At 62.4% G+C, this 15470-nt stretch carries 15 protein-coding genes; 8 read left to right on the top strand and 7 right to left on the bottom strand.

Annotated features, from left to right (window positions below):
• Positions 1-93: 93 nt before the first annotated feature.
• A complete protein-coding gene (locus MOP87_RS05660; RefSeq protein WP_049696378.1) occupies positions 94-2448 on the top strand; it encodes a response regulator in 2355 nt (784 codons plus the stop codon).
• Here MOP87_RS05660 and MOP87_RS05655 read toward each other — a convergent pair.
• Entirely contained in the window at positions 2438-2926 is a 489-nt protein-coding gene (locus tag MOP87_RS05655; protein WP_028687853.1) for a glutathione peroxidase, read from the bottom strand. The genes MOP87_RS05660 and MOP87_RS05655 overlap by 11 nt on opposite strands.
• Before the next feature lie 13 nt (positions 2927-2939).
• Positions 2940-3335 carry a peptide-methionine (R)-S-oxide reductase MsrB gene (gene msrB, locus MOP87_RS05650; protein ID WP_025338187.1) on the bottom strand — a complete coding sequence of 132 codons (396 nt, stop codon included), beginning with the start codon at positions 3333-3335 and terminating at the stop codon, positions 2940-2942.
• Positions 3336-3502: 167 nt separating this feature from the next.
• On the opposite strand from msrB, the gene MOP87_RS05645 reads away from it, so the two are divergent.
• On the top strand, positions 3503-4714 hold the full coding sequence (locus tag MOP87_RS05645; RefSeq protein WP_049696379.1) for a pyridoxal phosphate-dependent aminotransferase: 1212 nt from the start codon (positions 3503-3505) through the stop codon (positions 4712-4714).
• A gap of 268 nt (positions 4715-4982) precedes the next feature.
• Complete coding sequence (gene htpX / locus MOP87_RS05640) at positions 4983-5870, top strand: protease HtpX (RefSeq protein WP_023535364.1); 888 nt, start codon at positions 4983-4985, stop codon at positions 5868-5870.
• 79 nt (positions 5871-5949) lie between these two features.
• Here htpX and MOP87_RS05635 read toward each other — a convergent pair whose 3' ends face one another.
• Positions 5950-6600 carry a thiopurine S-methyltransferase gene (locus MOP87_RS05635; protein ID WP_181074072.1) on the bottom strand — a complete coding sequence of 217 codons (651 nt, stop codon included), beginning with the start codon at positions 6598-6600 and terminating at the stop codon, positions 5950-5952.
• Between the two features lie 100 nt (positions 6601-6700).
• Between MOP87_RS05635 and MOP87_RS05630 the strand changes: the two genes are divergently transcribed.
• Positions 6701-7468 carry a class III extradiol ring-cleavage dioxygenase gene (locus tag MOP87_RS05630; RefSeq protein WP_242810218.1) on the top strand — a complete coding sequence of 256 codons (768 nt, stop codon included), beginning with the start codon at positions 6701-6703 and terminating at the stop codon, positions 7466-7468.
• Between the two features lie 65 nt (positions 7469-7533).
• On the opposite strand, the gene MOP87_RS05625 is transcribed toward MOP87_RS05630, so the two are convergent.
• Both MOP87_RS05625 and MOP87_RS05620 read right to left on the bottom strand, forming a co-directional pair.
• A complete protein-coding gene (locus MOP87_RS05625; RefSeq protein ID WP_027914325.1) occupies positions 7534-9204 on the bottom strand; it encodes a DEAD/DEAH box helicase in 1671 nt (556 codons plus the stop codon).
• 440 nt (positions 9205-9644) lie between these two features.
• Positions 9645-10400 (bottom strand): spermidine synthase, encoded by a 756-nt coding sequence (locus MOP87_RS05620; RefSeq protein ID WP_027914324.1) that lies wholly within the window; start codon positions 10398-10400, stop codon positions 9645-9647.
• A gap of 113 nt (positions 10401-10513) precedes the next feature.
• Here MOP87_RS05620 and MOP87_RS05615 point away from each other — a divergent pair, with 113 nt between their 5' ends.
• Entirely contained in the window at positions 10514-11860 is a 1347-nt protein-coding gene (locus MOP87_RS05615) for a 3-deoxy-7-phosphoheptulonate synthase class II (RefSeq protein ID WP_140174568.1), read from the top strand.
• Positions 11861-11900: 40 nt separating this feature from the next.
• Here MOP87_RS05615 and MOP87_RS21775 read toward each other — a convergent pair whose 3' ends face one another.
• The gene (locus MOP87_RS21775; protein WP_049696383.1) at positions 11901-12119 is read right to left on the bottom strand and encodes a DUF1127 domain-containing protein; all 219 of its coding nucleotides are present in this window, start codon (positions 12117-12119) and stop codon (positions 11901-11903) included.
• Positions 12120-12216: 97 nt separating this feature from the next.
• Here MOP87_RS21775 and MOP87_RS05605 point away from each other — a divergent pair, with 97 nt between their 5' ends.
• A complete protein-coding gene (locus tag MOP87_RS05605; protein ID WP_027914321.1) occupies positions 12217-13068 on the top strand; it encodes a LysR substrate-binding domain-containing protein in 852 nt (283 codons plus the stop codon).
• Positions 13069-13079: 11 nt separating this feature from the next.
• Here the strand turns inward: MOP87_RS05605 and MOP87_RS05600 are convergent, their stop codons facing one another.
• A complete protein-coding gene (locus tag MOP87_RS05600; RefSeq protein ID WP_027914320.1) occupies positions 13080-13829 on the bottom strand; it encodes a sulfite exporter TauE/SafE family protein in 750 nt (249 codons plus the stop codon).
• 114 nt (positions 13830-13943) lie between these two features.
• On the opposite strand from MOP87_RS05600, the gene MOP87_RS05595 reads away from it, so the two are divergent.
• Together MOP87_RS05595 and MOP87_RS05590 are read left to right on the top strand one after the other, a co-directional pair.
• The gene (locus tag MOP87_RS05595) at positions 13944-14897 is read left to right on the top strand and encodes a LysR family transcriptional regulator (RefSeq protein ID WP_028687849.1); all 954 of its coding nucleotides are present in this window, start codon (positions 13944-13946) and stop codon (positions 14895-14897) included.
• A gap of 57 nt (positions 14898-14954) precedes the next feature.
• Positions 14955-15410 carry a MarR family transcriptional regulator gene (locus MOP87_RS05590; protein WP_027914318.1) on the top strand — a complete coding sequence of 152 codons (456 nt, stop codon included), beginning with the start codon at positions 14955-14957 and terminating at the stop codon, positions 15408-15410.
• Positions 15411-15470: the final 60 nt, after the last annotated feature.

The following is a 15470-nucleotide window of genomic DNA, read 5'->3' as shown; positions in this document are numbered from 1 at the left end:
AGGCGATTGAGCAATCAAACGGCCAGCCCAGGCGCTCAGCCTGATCAGGGCTGAAAATGTGACAGACCCGCCAGCAGCCGCGATCGATCGGCTATGCTTGCGCAGCGCAAGGAATGTGGAACCGGCTCGGGACTCATGGATATCAAGTTCACCAATCGCCTGTCATACAAGCAAGCCCGGTTGACAGTCCTGGTTGGCTTCATCCTGGGAACATTGCTCAGTCTTGTCCAGATCGGCATCGATTATGCCAGCGAAGACGCCTCGATCAACCGCGAAGTGCGTGCGCTGCTGCAAATCAGCCACAACCCGGCCTCGCGCATCGCCTACAACATCGACTCGGAGCTGGCACTGGAACTGACCCGGGGGCTGCTGGAGTCGCCTGCCATCGTGCGCGCGCGATTGATCGACAACAACGAGACGGTGCTGGCAGACGTGGAACGGCCGCGACTCGAAGACCGTTACAGGCCGATCAGCGACTTTCTGTTCGGCGATCACCGTCAACTGCGCGACCCCTTGTTTCTCACCCACATGCCCGACGAGTACCTGGGCACGCTGTACCTGGACGTGGACACCTACCCCTTCGGCCGGCGCTTTCTCGACCGCGCCGGCCTCACCCTGCTCAACGGCTTTGCCCGCAGCCTGGTGCTGACAGGCCTGTTGCTGGCCCTGTTCTACATGATGCTGACCAAGCCGTTGGTCACGGTGATCGGTGCGCTGAGCGGCGGCGATGCGCGCAAGCCCCTGCAGAGACGACTGCAATGCCCGCCCGGTCATGAGCACGATGAAATCGGCGTACTGGTGAAAGTGGCCAACCAGCAGTTCGTCAGCATGTCCACCGAGATCGAGCAGCGCCGTACGGCCGAGAATCGGCTCACCCAGTACCTCAACGAGCTGGAAAACATCGTTGCGGCCCGTACCGATGAACTCAAAGCGAGCAACGACAACCTCAGCCTGACCAACCAAGAGCTTGAGCAAGCCCGGCGTCGGGCGCTGGACATGGCCCATGCACGGGCTGCGTTCCTGGCCAACATGAGCCACGAGATCCGTACGCCCCTCAATGGGATGCTCGGCATGATCGCCCTGGCGCTGGACAACCCGCTGCCAGGTGAGCAGCGCCAGCAGCTGACCATTGCACACGACTCCGGGAAAGTCCTGGTCGAACTGCTCAACGATATCCTCGATCTGTCGAAATTCGATGCAGGCCAGCTCGAGCTAGAACGAATCCCCTTCGACATGGCGACCCTAATCGAGGACACCGCTAGCCTGCTGTCGCAGAACGTGGCCCAGGGGGTCGAACTGACTTGTCTGATTGCCCATGACTTTCCGGCAAGCGTATTGGGCGACCCTACGCGGGTGCGCCAGATCGTCGGCAACCTGTTGTCCAACGCGTTGAAATTCACCCGCTTTGGACGGGTGGACGTCAGGCTTGAGCCGATGATCGGCGGCGTGCGCCTGGAAGTCCGGGATACCGGCATCGGCATCCCGGAAGAAGCGCAAGCGCGCATCTTCCAGCCTTTCACCCAGGCCGGCGCAGGCATCACGCGTCAGTACGGCGGTACCGGCCTGGGACTGGCCCTGACCCGTAACCTGTGCAAGGCCATGCATGGCCATCTGCATATTCGGTCCCAGCCCGGTTTTGGCAGCCGTTTCACTGCAGAACTCCCCCTCAACGCCTGCGCCAAGGCCGATACACCCGAGCCTTTGCACGCCAGCGTGGCTGCACTGACCGCAGCGGGCAGCGGCCTGCATGAGCTGATGCTTGGCCTGTTACCGGCCTTGGGCCTGGCGTATGCACGGCACGACGGCATTGACACCGTAGCAGGCGCAACCGACCTGCTGATACTCGACGATGTGCAGGCGCTGCCCGAGGTGCGCAGGGTTTCGCAGGTACCCATCCTGCTCGTCACTGCCTACGGCAACTTCCTGCCCAGCGAACAGGCCTTGGCCATGGCCCCCCTGCATCAGCTCGCACGCCCGCTGACCCGTGGGGCGCTGTACCAGACGCTGCATCGGGTATTGCAAGGACACGATGCCGAGCACCCACTGGCAACCCCACCCCCCGCTACAGCCAAAGGCCGGGCGCGCATCCTGCTGGTGGAGGACAACCCCGTCAATCAGCTGGTGGCCAAAGGCATGCTGGCCAAGCTGGGGTGCCAGGTGGAATTGGCCACGCAAGGAGTCGAAGCCCTGGCACGGCTAGAAGAGGAAGCCTTCGACCTGGTGCTGATGGACTGCAACATGCCGGTGATGGATGGCTACGAGGCCACCCGGCGCATCCGTGAGCGCGGCCATTGGCCAGGGCTGCCCATTGTCGCGCTCACCGCCAATGCAATGCCCGAGGAGCGCGACCGCTGCCGAGCCGCCGGTATGGACGATTACCTGGCCAAGCCGTTCCGGCGCGAGGACCTGCTGGCCGTGGTCGATCGCTGGGTGCCGGTCAGCGGCTGAGCAGACGCTCGATGTCCGCCTCCAAGGCCTGCGGCTTGGTGGTCGGTGCATAACGCACCACCTGGCCGCTGGCCGGGTCGAGCAGGAACTTGGTGAAGTTCCACTTGATCTTCTGGCTACCCAGAATGCCAGGCGCCCGCTGCTTGAGCTCGGCGAACAAGGGGTGGGTGCCTGGGCCGTTGACCTCCACCTTGCGAAACAGCGCAAAGCTCACGCCGAAATTGCGCTGGCAGAACTGCGCGATGTCACGCGCCTCGCCAGGCTCCTGCTTGCCGAACTGGTTGCAGGGAAAGCCCAGCACCACCAGCCCGCGATCACGGTACCTCTGCCACAGCTGTTCCAACCCGGCGTATTGCGGCGTGAAGCCGCACTGGCTGGCGGTGTTGACCACCAGCACGGCCTTGCCTGGGAAGTCGCCCAGCTTCTTGTGTTCGCCTGCAAGGGTGACACAGGGAATATCCAGCAGCGATGCGGCCATGTTCGAGCTCCGGTCAGTCACGAGGGCGCAAGTCGATGCACACCGAGTTGATGCAGTAGCGCAGCCCGGTCGGTGGTGGCCCGTCGGGGAACACGTGGCCAAGGTGAGCGTCGCAGCGGGCACAGGTCACCTCGGTGCGGATCATGCCGTGGGAGGTGTCGCGAATCTCGATCATCGCGCTATCCTCGATGGGGGCGTAGAAGCTTGGCCAACCACAGCCCGAATCGAACTTGGTCTGGGCATCGAACAATGCCAGACCGCAGCAGATGCAGTGATAGATGCCGTCGCGGCGCTCGCTGTTGTACTTGCCGCTGAACGGCCGCTCGGTGCCTTTCAGACGGCACACCTGGTATTGCTCGGGGTCGAGCATCGACCGCCACTGTTCCAGGGTTTTCTCGATCTTTTGCATGGGGCTCCCTCGGCAGGCTCAATTTCACCCTGCGCCGTCTTTTCCGGGGCGCGGGTGGCACGTATATTAGTTGGCTTCGTGTGCAAGGCGTTCAGTCTCGCACCCGCTTTGTGCCCTTACAAACCTTTCGGCCGGGCATAGCGCGTTTTCTCAATCGGGATTCCATCATGCAGTTCAGCAAATCGAACAAGCTCGCCAATGTTTGCTACGACATTCGCGGCCCTGTGCTCAAGCACGCCAAGCGTCTGGAAGAGGAAGGCCACCGCATCCTCAAGCTGAACATCGGCAACCCGGCGCCGTTCGGTTTCGAGGCGCCCGATGAAATTCTGCAGGACGTGATCCGCAACCTCCCTACCGCGCAGGGCTACAGCGATTCCAAAGGCCTGTTCAGCGCACGCAAGGCGGTGATGCAGTACTGCCAGCAAAAGGGCATCGAAGGCGTCGGCATCGAAGATATCTACCTGGGCAACGGCGTGTCCGAGTTGATCGTCATGTCGATGCAGGCCCTGCTCAACAACGGTGACGAGGTGCTCATCCCCGCCCCCGACTACCCCCTGTGGACGGCAGCCGTAAGCCTGGCGGGCGGCAAACCGGTGCACTACCTGTGCGACGAGCAGGCCGACTGGTTCCCCGACCTGGAGGACATCAAGGCCAAGATCACCCCCAACACCAAGGCACTGGTCATCATCAACCCCAACAACCCAACGGGCGCGGTGTATTCCACAGCGCTGTTGCGGGGCATGCTGGAGCTCGCTCGCCAGCACAACCTGGTGGTGTTCTCCGACGAAATCTACGACAAGATTCTTTATGACGAAGCGGTGCACATCAGCACGGCCTCCCTGGCACCGGACCTGCTGTGCCTGACCTTCAACGGCCTGTCCAAATCGTACCGCGTGGCAGGCTTTCGCTCCGGCTGGTTGATCATTTCCGGGCCCAAGCATCATGCCCAGAGTTACATCGAAGGCATCGACATGCTGGCCAACATGCGCCTGTGCGCCAACGTACCGGCCCAGCATGCCATTCAGACCGCACTGGGTGGTTACCAGAGCATCAACGACCTGGTGCTGCCACCGGGGCGCTTGCTAGAACAGCGCAACCGCACCTTCGAGCTGCTCAACGACATCCCCGGGGTGAGCTGCGTCAAGCCCATGGGCGCGCTGTATGCGTTCCCGAGGATCGACCCGAAGGTCTGCCCGATCCTCAACGACGAGAAATTCGCCTTGGACCTGCTGCTGTCCGAGAAACTGCTCATCGTCCAGGGCACTGCGTTCAACTGGCCTTGGCCGGACCATTTCCGCGTAGTGACGCTGCCCCGCGTAGATGACCTGGAAGCGGCCATCGGGCGGATCGGCAATTTCCTCAGGACCTATTCGCAGTAAGCACACGCGCCGCTGGCGCTCATAGAGGGCCGACACTCTGGTTGCAGCTGTGAGCGCTGGCAGGGCCGCCTCAGGAAAAGGACGGCCCTGCGCGCGCTGTAGCATGTTTCTTACATCCTGCAATGCTCTATCCCACAGCCGGCTTCCCCTCCTCTGCCATACTGCGGCTTACACAGTTTGAAATAGTCCGTCGATTGAATCCCGGCGGCAGGCCCCTTATATACCCCGCAGTAAGCGACAATTCATCCGTCAGGAGAACGTAACAACCATGATGCGCATTCTGTTGTTTGTGGCCACCAACCTTGCGGTGGTGCTGGTTGCAAGCATTACCCTGAGCCTGTTCGGTTTCAACGGGTTCATGGCTGCCAACGGGGTCGACCTGGACCTTGGCAGCCTGCTCGTGTTCTGTGCGGTGTTCGGTTTTGCCGGCTCGCTGGTTTCGCTGTTCATCTCCAAGTGGATGGCGAAGATGAGCACCGGTACCCAGATCATCAGCCAGCCGCGTACCCGGCACGAGCAGTGGCTGCTGCAAACGGTCGAGGAGCTGTCCCGCGAGGCTGGCATCAAGATGCCGGAAGTGGGTATTTTCCCGGCCTATGAAGCCAACGCCTTCGCCACCGGCTGGAACCGTAACGATGCACTGGTGGCGGTCTCTCAAGGCCTGCTGGAGCGTTTCTCGCCCGATGAAGTGCGCGCCGTGCTGGCGCACGAGATCGGCCACGTTGCCAACGGCGACATGGTCACCCTGGCGCTGGTCCAGGGCGTGGTGAACACCTTCGTGATGTTCTTCGCCCGGATCATCGGCAACTTCGTCGACAAGGTCATCTTCAAGAACGAGGAAGGCCAAGGTATCGCCTATTACGTCGCGACCATCGTGGCAGAACTGATACTGGGCATCCTGGCCAGCATCATCGTCATGTGGTTCTCGCGCCGCCGCGAGTATCGCGCAGACGAAGCCGGCGCTCGCCTGGCCGGCACCTCGGCCATGATCGGCGCCTTGCAGCGCCTGCGTGTGGAACAGGGTTTGCCGGTTCACATGCCCGACACGCTCAAGGCCTTCGGCATCAATGGGGGCCTCAAGCAGGGCCTGGCCGGCCTGCTGATGAGCCACCCGCCACTGGAAGACCGCATCGACGCCCTGCGCCGCCGCGGTTGATCCACCCCACCCTGCAAAAAGGCGACTTCGGTCGCCTTTTTTTATGAGCGCCTGTTAATCACAAGGCGGGGTGCAGACCTCAACGGCTGACCCGATAGACCCTCTCCCACAAGCTCGAAGCCCCCGCCTGCACGAACTTCGGGCTCTGCTCGATCATCTGCACCGCTTCGAGCTCATCCACTTGCCAGCCGGTGAACCCCTGCCGCAACGCGTCGTCGCTCACCGAAAACGGCGGCCCGGGCACCAGCGCCTGGTCATAGTCCAAGGTCACCACCAGCCCCTTGGTGCCAGCAGGCAACAAGCCCGACAGCGCTCGGACATACCGCTCCCGCATCGCCGAGGGCAAGGCAATCAAGGCCGCTCGGTCGTAGAGCGCGGTACAGTCACCCACGTCGCCGCTCGTCAGCGCGAAGAAATCGCCGCACCAAAGCTCAATAGGCCCATGACGCCAGATCTCGAATGCGCCTGTGTGCGAGACCTGTGCCTGGAGCCCCTGCTCACGGAAGAAGTCTTCCACCGCCCGACGAGACAACTCGACACCCATCACTCGGTGCCCCTGCCCGGCCAGCCACAGTACGTCCAGGCTCTTGCCGCACAAGGGCACCAGGACCTTGCTGCTGGCCGCCAGATGCAAGCCAGGCCAATAGGCCTGCAGGTAGGGGTTCACCTGGGCTTGATGAAAGCCAATCTGGTTGTCGGCCCACCGCTGCTGCCAGAATGCCGGTTCCATGTTTCCTCCCGATTATTCGATGGTTCCCAGCCATAACTTGATTTGGATTCGATCAAGCCTTGACCGAAGATGCGAGCATCTTAACCCTCAGGACCCTGCCATGCTGCCTAGCTTGTTCATCTCCCACGGCTCACCCATGTTGGCATTGCAGCCCGGCGCCAGCGGGCCTGCACTGGCGCAGTTGGCTCAACAGCTGCCTACGCCACGTGCGATTGTCGTGGTATCGGCCCATTGGGAAAGTCGCGACCTGGCAGTGACGAGCGGCGCGAGGCCGGCGACCTGGCATGACTTTGCTGGCTTTCCTGCGGCGCTGTATACGGTGCAGTACCCAGCACCGGGCGATCCGCACCTGGCGCAACGTATCTGTGATCGTTTGCAGGCGGCCGGGCTGCCAGCTGACCCAGACGCCGAGCGCCCCTTCGATCATGGCGCCTGGGTGCCCTTATCGCTGATGTATCCGCAGGCACAGGTCCCGCTGGTGCAGGTGTCCTTGCCCAGCCATTTGGGCCCCACGGGGCAGCTACGCATTGGCCAGGCCCTGGCCGGGCTGCGCGAAGAAGGTGTCCTGCTGATTGGCTCTGGCAGTATCACGCACAATCTTGGTGAACTGGACTGGCAGGCTGGGCCGGACAGGATGGCGCCGTGGGCGCTGGCCTTCAGAAACTGGATGGTAGAGACGTTGCAGGCCAACGACTGCCAGGCCTTGCTCGACTACAGGGCGCAGGCGCCGTTTGCCGTGCGCAATCACCCCAGCGATGAGCATCTGCTGCCGCTGTTCTTTGCCCTAGGCGCGGGTGGGGCTTTTGACGTAGTGCACCAGGGCTTCACCTTGGGCGCGCTGGGGATGGATATCTACCGGTTCGGTTAGGTCGCGCCTGATGGCTTGCAAAAAAAATCCCCGACCTAGGCCGGGGATGTTTTATTGCTTGAGGATCAATCTTCGCGGTAGCGACGCAGCTTGAGCTGCTTGCCAGCGACGCGAGTGTCCTTGAGCTTGGTCAGCAGCTTCTCGAGGCCGTCTTCCGGCAGCTCGACCAGGCTGAAGCTATCACGCACCTGGATGCGACCAATGGCATCACGCGCCAGGCCACCTTCGTTGAGGATCGCGCCCAGCAGGTTCTTGGCAGCGATACCGTCACGTGCGCCCAGGGCAGTACGGCAGCGTACGCGGCCTTCTGCCAACGGCAGTGGCGCACGACGCTCGCGGTCGCCACGGTCCGGGCGCTCGCCACGTTCGGTGCGCTCGCCACGCGGGGCGAAGCTTGGCACCAGGGGCTGTTCGCGTTCTACCGCTGCCAGGTCCAGGGCTTGGCCATTGGTGGCCTTGCGCAGCAGGGCAGAAGCCAGCGCGCGAGCGCTGCAGCCCAGGTCGGCGGTCAGGCGGTCGAACAGCTCGCCGTGGGTGGCTTCGGCTTCGGCAACCAGCGGCGCCAGGCTATTGGTCAGCTTCTTGATACGGGCATCGAGCACCGCCTGGCCGTTGGGCAGGCGCGCTTCGGCGACTTTCTGACCCGTCACGCGCTCGATCACCTGCAGCATGCGGCGCTCACGCGGCGTCACCAGCAGCAGTGCGCGACCTTCGCGACCCGCACGGCCGGTACGGCCAATACGGTGCACATAGGACTCAGGATCGTACGGCATGTCCACGTTGAACACGTGGGTGATGCGCGGCACGTCCAGGCCACGGGCAGCGACGTCAGTGGCGACGACGATGTCCAGGCGGCCATCCTTGAGCGAGTCGATCACGCGCTCACGCTGGTTCTGGGCGATGTCGCCGTTCAGCGCAGCAGCCTTGTACCCCTTGGCTTCCAACGCGGCAGCCAGGTCCAGGGTAGCCTGCTTGGTGCGCACGAAGGCGATCAGCGCGTCGAACTCTTCGACTTCCAGCAGACGCAGCACAGCCGGGATCTTCTGGTCAGCATGCACCATCAGGTGAGCCTGATCGATCGCGGTGACGGTCTGGGTCTTGCTCTGGATCTTGACGTGCTTGGGCTCACGCAGGTGGCGTTCGGCGATCGAGCGGATCGACGACGGCAGGGTCGCGGAGAACAGTACGGTCTGACGCGTGGCCGGGATGGCGTCGAAGATCACTTCGAGGTCGTCCATGAAGCCCAGCTTGAGCATCTCGTCGGCTTCGTCCAGTACCAGGTACTGCACGGTCGACAGGACCTTCTCGTCACGACGCAAGTGGTCGCACAGACGGCCTGGGGTGGCGACGACGATTTGCGCGCCGTTGCGAATGGCGCGCAGCTGCGGGCCCATCGGGGCACCACCGTAGACGGCCACGACGTTCACGCCCGGCATCTGCTTGGCGTAGGTTTCGAAAGCGGTTGCAACTTGCAGCGCCAACTCACGGGTTGGTGCCAGGATCAGGGCTTGCGGCTCGCGCTTGCTCACATCGATCTTGTTGAGGATCGGCAGAGCGAAGGCAGCGGTCTTGCCGGTGCCTGTCTGCGCCTGGCCGATCATGTCGTGACCGGCGAGGATGATCGGGATCGATTGCTGCTGAATGGCCGACGGCTCTTCATAGCCGGTGGCCACGACAGCGGCAACAATGTTCGGATTGAGATCGAGAGCGGCGAAGCCGGCGATTTCCTGGGTCATGGGTCTGCCTCTAGAGTGCATCCGCAAAGACCCATGCTCCAAAGCTGCACAAGCCATGAAAGACCGACAGGTCACCCAGGCAGCTTTGGCGGCGGGGATTTGCGAAAACGATTGAAAAAGATACTTGGGAAGGTCCGCCTAGCGGACGTGCAGCCGAAGCTGGACTCGGAGGATTTGCACCGCCTGATTTTTGAGGCCCGCTAAAAGACCGGCGCGTACTATACCTGAAATCGAACGGGGCGGGAGGAATTTTTTCAGGCCGCGGGGTTTGAGGGCGCTGTCGGTGGGCAGCGGCTGAAACGATACATCTTTTACACCTGCAGGGGCGTTGTTTTGGTTATCGCCAAGTGACTGGAACGCTGCGGTCAAACCACGAAGCCCTCTGTATGGCGCGCGGGGCCGCGCAACGGCCCCCTGTAATTTCATCCCATCCCTGCGGCTCAACTGGCCGGCCGAATGTCCTTGATCAACCCGTCCAGGCTATACCCCAGGCGTGGCGCCAGGGCCTCGGCCCGCGCCCGCAGCCCCGCCATGTCGAGGGTCTGCTCCAGGTCGGCTGGCACCAGCACGATCACGTTGCCCTCCTTGACCGGTAATTCCCAGTAATGGCGGTGGTACAACCCGCGCAGCAATGCCGCCCCAAGCGGCTTGCCCTCGTCAGTGGCCCACTGGTTGATCACCAGCCAACCACCGGGGTTGAGGCGTTGCTGGCAGCCCTCCAGAAAATTCCAAGCCAAATGCCCGACGCCAGGCCCATGGTCGGTATAAAGGTCGACGAACAACAAGTCGGTCGTTTCCGCAGTCGGCAGCAATTCGACCGCATCGCCGATGCGCACATATAACCGCGGGTCATCATCCAGGCCAAGGTGCTCCATGGCCAGGCGTGGCACATCCGGGCGCAGCTCGATGGCCTCGATGTCTTCGAGGGGCAGAAACTTCATGCAAGCCTGGGTCAGGGTTCCGGCGCCCAGCCCCAAGAACAGCGCACTTTCCGGCTGTTCATGGCAAAGCGCCCCTACCAGCATGGCGCGGGTGTAATCGTACTCCAGCCAGCTGGGGTCCGCCGTGAACACGCAGCTCTGCTCGATGGCGTCGCCGAATTCGAGGAAACGGTAATCATCCACCTCGTACACGCTGATGACGCCAAAGGCATCCTCCACGCGTGCCAGCAACCGCTCCTGCCGTTGCGCCACCATGTGCAAATCACCCCCGCAAAAGCTGCATTGTCCGTCAACACCCGTGCTGCAACAAGCACGGTGCCAGCTGTTACCATGGCTGCCAGCCTGCAACCTACATGACCGAGCCTGAAATGACCCAAACGTGGAGCCCTGACAGCTGGCGTGCCCTGCCGATCCAGCAACAACCCGTCTACCCTGACGCTGCGCACCTGCACAAGGTCGAGCAAACCCTGGCCAGTTACCCGCCGTTGGTGTTCGCTGGCGAAGCCCGCGAGTTGCGGCGTCAGTTCGCCGAGGTGACCGAAGGCCGGGCGTTTCTCTTGCAGGGTGGCGACTGTGCCGAGAGCTTCGCGGAATTTTCCGCGGCCAAGATTCGCGACACCTTCAAGGTGCTGCTGCAAATGGCCATTGTCATGACCTTCGCCGCCGGCTGTCCTGTGGTCAAGGTAGGGCGCATGGCCGGGCAGTTCGCCAAGCCTCGCTCGGCCGGTGACGAGACCCTGGGCGGCGTTACCTTGCCCGCCTACCGTGGCGACATCGTCAACGGTATCGGCTTCGATGCCAAAAGCCGCATCCCCGACCCCGAGCGCCTGCTGCAGGCCTATCACCAGTCCACGGCCAGCCTGAACCTGCTGCGCGCTTTCGCGCAAGGCGGCTTCGCCGACTTGCACCAGGTGCACAAGTGGAACCTGGACTTCATCGCCAATTCGGCGCTGGCCGACAAATATCACCAGTTGGCCAACCGCATCGACGAGACCCTGGCGTTCATGCGCGCCTGTGGCCTGGACAGCGCACCCCAGCTGCGCGAGACCAGCTTCTTCACGGCCCACGAAGCCCTGCTGCTCAACTACGAACAGGCTTTCGTGCGCCAGGACAGCCTGACTGGCGACTACTACGACTGCTCCGCGCACATGCTCTGGATCGGCGATCGCACACGTCAGCTCGACGGCGCACACGTGGAGTTCTTGCGTGGGGTGCACAATCCGATCGGGGTCAAGGTGGGCCCGAGCATGGAACCGGAGGCGCTCATCCGCCTGATCGACATCCTCAACCCCAGCAACGATCCAGGGCGCCTGAACCTGATCGTGCGCATGGGCGCGGGCAAGGTCGGGGACCATTTGCCGGGGCTGATCCGCACGGTCGAGCGCGAGGGCCGCAAGGTGCTGTGGAGTTCGGACCCGATGCATGGCAATACCATCAAGGCCAGCAGCGGCTACAAGACCCGCGACTTCGCCCAGATCCTGGACGAGGTGAAGCAGTTCTTCCAAGTTCACCAGGCCGAAGGCAGCCACGCAGGTGGTATTCATATCGAGATGACCGGGCAGAACGTCACCGAGTGCATCGGTGGGGCCCGCCCGATCACCGAGGACGCCTTGTCGGATCGCTACCATACCCACTGCGACCCGCGGATGAACGCCGACCAGTCGCTGGAACTGGCGTTCCTGATCGCCGAGACACTGAAGCAGGTGCGCCGCTAAGCGGCGCTCCGAAAAAGGCAAGGCAGGGACCTCGCTGCGCTCACTTGCACAGCGGGTCGTCCCAGAAGTGCCGCTCGCTTTCCTGATGCGTATCGGCCCTGCTCAAGCCCAGGTCGTGGAGCATGGCGTCGCTCAGGCTGGCAAGCTGCTGGCGCTGGCGGTGCAGCTCCAACCACCGGATCACGCGCCCCCAGGTCGCTTGCCACAACGTCCTTGACGACACAACTGAAGCCTCTGCGCAACTGATCGTACCTTTCATCGTGAAGCCCTCCGTTATCGATGGCTTCAGTCTCACGCGCCGATTAAGATCAATCCAACGAATGTTTCTGATGCCATGCATCTCGGAGATTGATGCAATGTCCCAGTACCAGAGTCTCGACGCCGACGTGCTGCGTACCTTTGTTGCCATCGCCGAGCAAGGCGGCTTTACCCGTGCCGGTGAGGTGGTCAACCGCACCCAATCGGCCGTCAGCATGCAGATGAAGCGCCTGGAAGAAGATATCCTTCAACGGCCCTTGTTCGAACGCGAGGGGCGGCAAGTGCGTCTGACCGCCGAAGGACAGGTATTGCTGGGGTATGCCCGGCGCATTCTCAAGTTGCACGGTGAGGTCTTCAACACCCTGCGCATGCCACACATGGTGGGCCTGGTGCGAATCGGTACACCTGACGACTACGCCATGCGTTTTCTGCCGAGCATTTTGTCCAGTTTTGCCAAGGCCTACCCCTTGGTCCAGGTGGAAGTGCACTGCGACACCTCACGCCAGCTGATGCTGCGCAAGGACCTGGACCTGACCATCGTCACCCGTGAGCCCGGCAACGAAATCGGCCAACTGCTGCGCCAGGAGCGGCTGGTATGGGCTGCGGCCGAGGGCTTCTGCCCACACGAGCAGCGCCCCATGCCATTGGCATTGTTCAACACCGAGTGCTTCTGCCGCGCCTGGACCTGTAACGCACTGGAAACCCAGGGCATCGACTACCGGGTGGCCTACACAAGCCCCAGCCTGTCGGCCATTTTTGCCGTGGTCACCGCGGGGCTGGCGGTGACCGCCCAGTTGCAGAGCCTGATCAGCGGCAATCTGCGGGTACTCGGCGAAGCCGAAGGCTTGCCTGAATTGCCGCTGGCCAACGTCATGCTGGTACGTGGCGGTCAGTCACCCTCCCCCATCACCGATTGCATGGCGCAGTACATCATCGAAGGGTTCAAGTGACACGCCTGCGGCTACAGTTCGAAACCAAGCATGACCGCGCAGACCACCAGGAAAACACAGAACATCGCCCGCAGCGCCTTTTCCGGCAGGGCGTGGGCCAACTTGACGCCCCAACTGATGCTCAATAGCCCGCCCACCGCAAGCGGGATACCGACGCTCCAGTCCACACTGTGGTGCACGCCGTAGGTCACCAGGGTGACCAACGTGCTTGGCGCTGCCAGCGCCAGTGACAACCCTTGCGCGACCACCTGGGTTGCGCCGAACACACTGGTCAATATCGGCGTGGCGACGACCGCGCCACCGACGCCGAACAACCCGCCCATGGTCCCGGCGAAGCTGCCGAGTACGCCAAGCCAAGGCCAGGGATGACGCAGCTCTGTACTGGCAGGGCTGACTTTCATGAACATCCTGGCCACGTTCCAGATCGCCAGCGCCACCAGAAAGCCCACAAAACCCAGGCGCATGGCATGTGCGTCCAACCCCACGGCCCAGATCGACCCCAGCCAGGCGAACACGAAGCTGCACAAGGACAGCGGTAGGGCATGCCGTAGCTCGATGCGGTTGCGCTGGTGATAGCGCCATAACGCCAATAGCACATTGGGCACCACCATGACCAACGCCGTGCCCTGCGCCAACTGCTGGTCAAGGCCGAACAACACGCCAAGGGCCGGAATGGCAATCAGGCCGCCACCGATGCCGAAAAGCCCACCCACGGTTCCCAGGGCGACGCCCAATACGCCGTACAGCACCCACTCGATCATCAGATTTCAACTTTTATCGTGCACAGGGACCGTCATGCTAGCGGCTGTGTGCTGGCAGCGAAACGCACAGCCACGCACAATGGCTGTGCGTTTCCTGCAAAAGCGGACTTGGCCATGAACCCTGATACATTGACCGATCAATTGAGCTTGTTTCTCGATGTACTGGAAACCGGGAGCTTTTCCGGCGCGGCCCGGCGTCATCCACTGACGCCGTCAGCGGTTGCCCGGCGCATCGATAACCTGGAGCGCGCCCTCGGCAGCCGCCTGTTCAGCCGCAGCACCCACGCTGTGCGGCCGACGCCTGCGGGCAATGCGTTTGCCGAACGCGCCAGGCACGTCATCGATGAGTTGCGCCTGGCCCGGGCCGAAGCGGTGTCGTTGAGCAATGCCCCGGAAGGCTTGATACGCCTCGATGCACCGGCGGCCTTCGGGCGCCGTCACCTGGCCCCGGCGATCGCCGATTTTCTGGTGGCCTACCCTGGCCTCGATGTGCAGTTGCGCTTGATCGACAGTTTCGTCGACATGCACGGCAGCCATTTAGGCGAAGTCGACCTGGTATTACGGGCAGGTCCGCTGGCCGACACACGCCTGGTGGCGACACCCCTTGCCGACATGGTGCGCATCGCCTGCGCCAGCCCCGCCTACCTGGCTGCACGGGGCGTGCCCAAGTGCCCCAGCGAATTGCCTGGCCATGACGGCCTGGACTGGGACGGCCTGGCACCCCCGTTCGCCTGGCGATTCGAGGTAGACGGCCAGACACGTCTGTACCGGCCCTCGCGCATGCGCATGGTTGCCAACAATGCCGAAACCCTTCTGTTCGGCGCCTTGGCCGGGCTGGGAATCGCCCATTTGCCTACCTGGCTGATCAGCGAATATCTGTTGCGTGGGGAATTGATCGCGCTTTTTTGCGACGCCGGCCTGCCCCAAGCGGAGACGAGCGGCATTTATGCACTTCGCCTTGAACATGAAACGAACTCTCGCAGCCGATTGCTGCTCGAATTCCTCAAGAGCCGCTTTAGCCCGGTCCCGCCGTGGGATTTGGCACTGCGCAGTGAATTACGCTGGTAGTAAGCGTACCCCACCATCAGCGTGCTAGTTTCTTATTCAACGAATTCAAGGACCTGCATGAACGCCGATAACAAAGCCTCTGGCGCCGAACTGCTACTGGAGAACCAGGTCTGCTTCGCGCTGCATTCCACCTCGTTACTGATGACGAAGGTGTACAAGCCCTTGCTTCAGGCCCTCAACCTGACCTACCCGCAATACCTGGCGATGCTGGTGTTGTGGGAGCACGATGGTTTGACCGTGGGCGAAATCAGCCAGCACTTGCTCACTGACCCAGGTTCACTGACGCCGTTGCTCAAGCGCCTGGAAAGCGAAGGCCTGCTCAAGCGCACCCGCAGCCGTGAAGATGAGCGGGTTGTGCTGGTGCAGCTGACGGATAAAGGGCGCAAGTTGCACAAGCAAGCCGAAGAGGTGCCTCAGCTGATTCTCAAGGCCAGTGGGCGCACTCACGAGGGGCTGCAAAAGCTGCAAGCCGATTTGCTGGAACTGCGCGAGAGCTTGCAGAAGACGTTGTGAGGGGGGGCTAACTTGGGCTGGAGCGGCGCTACCGAGGTGCGGTGGCGTAGAAATCCGCTC

The organism is Pseudomonas sp. I3-I5 (genome assembly GCF_022699445.1).
Classification (GTDB): Bacteria; Pseudomonadota; Gammaproteobacteria; order Pseudomonadales; family Pseudomonadaceae; genus Aquipseudomonas; species Aquipseudomonas fulva.
The sequence above is the reverse complement of the archived record's forward strand: the minus strand, read 5'-3'. Positions and strand labels throughout refer to the sequence as shown.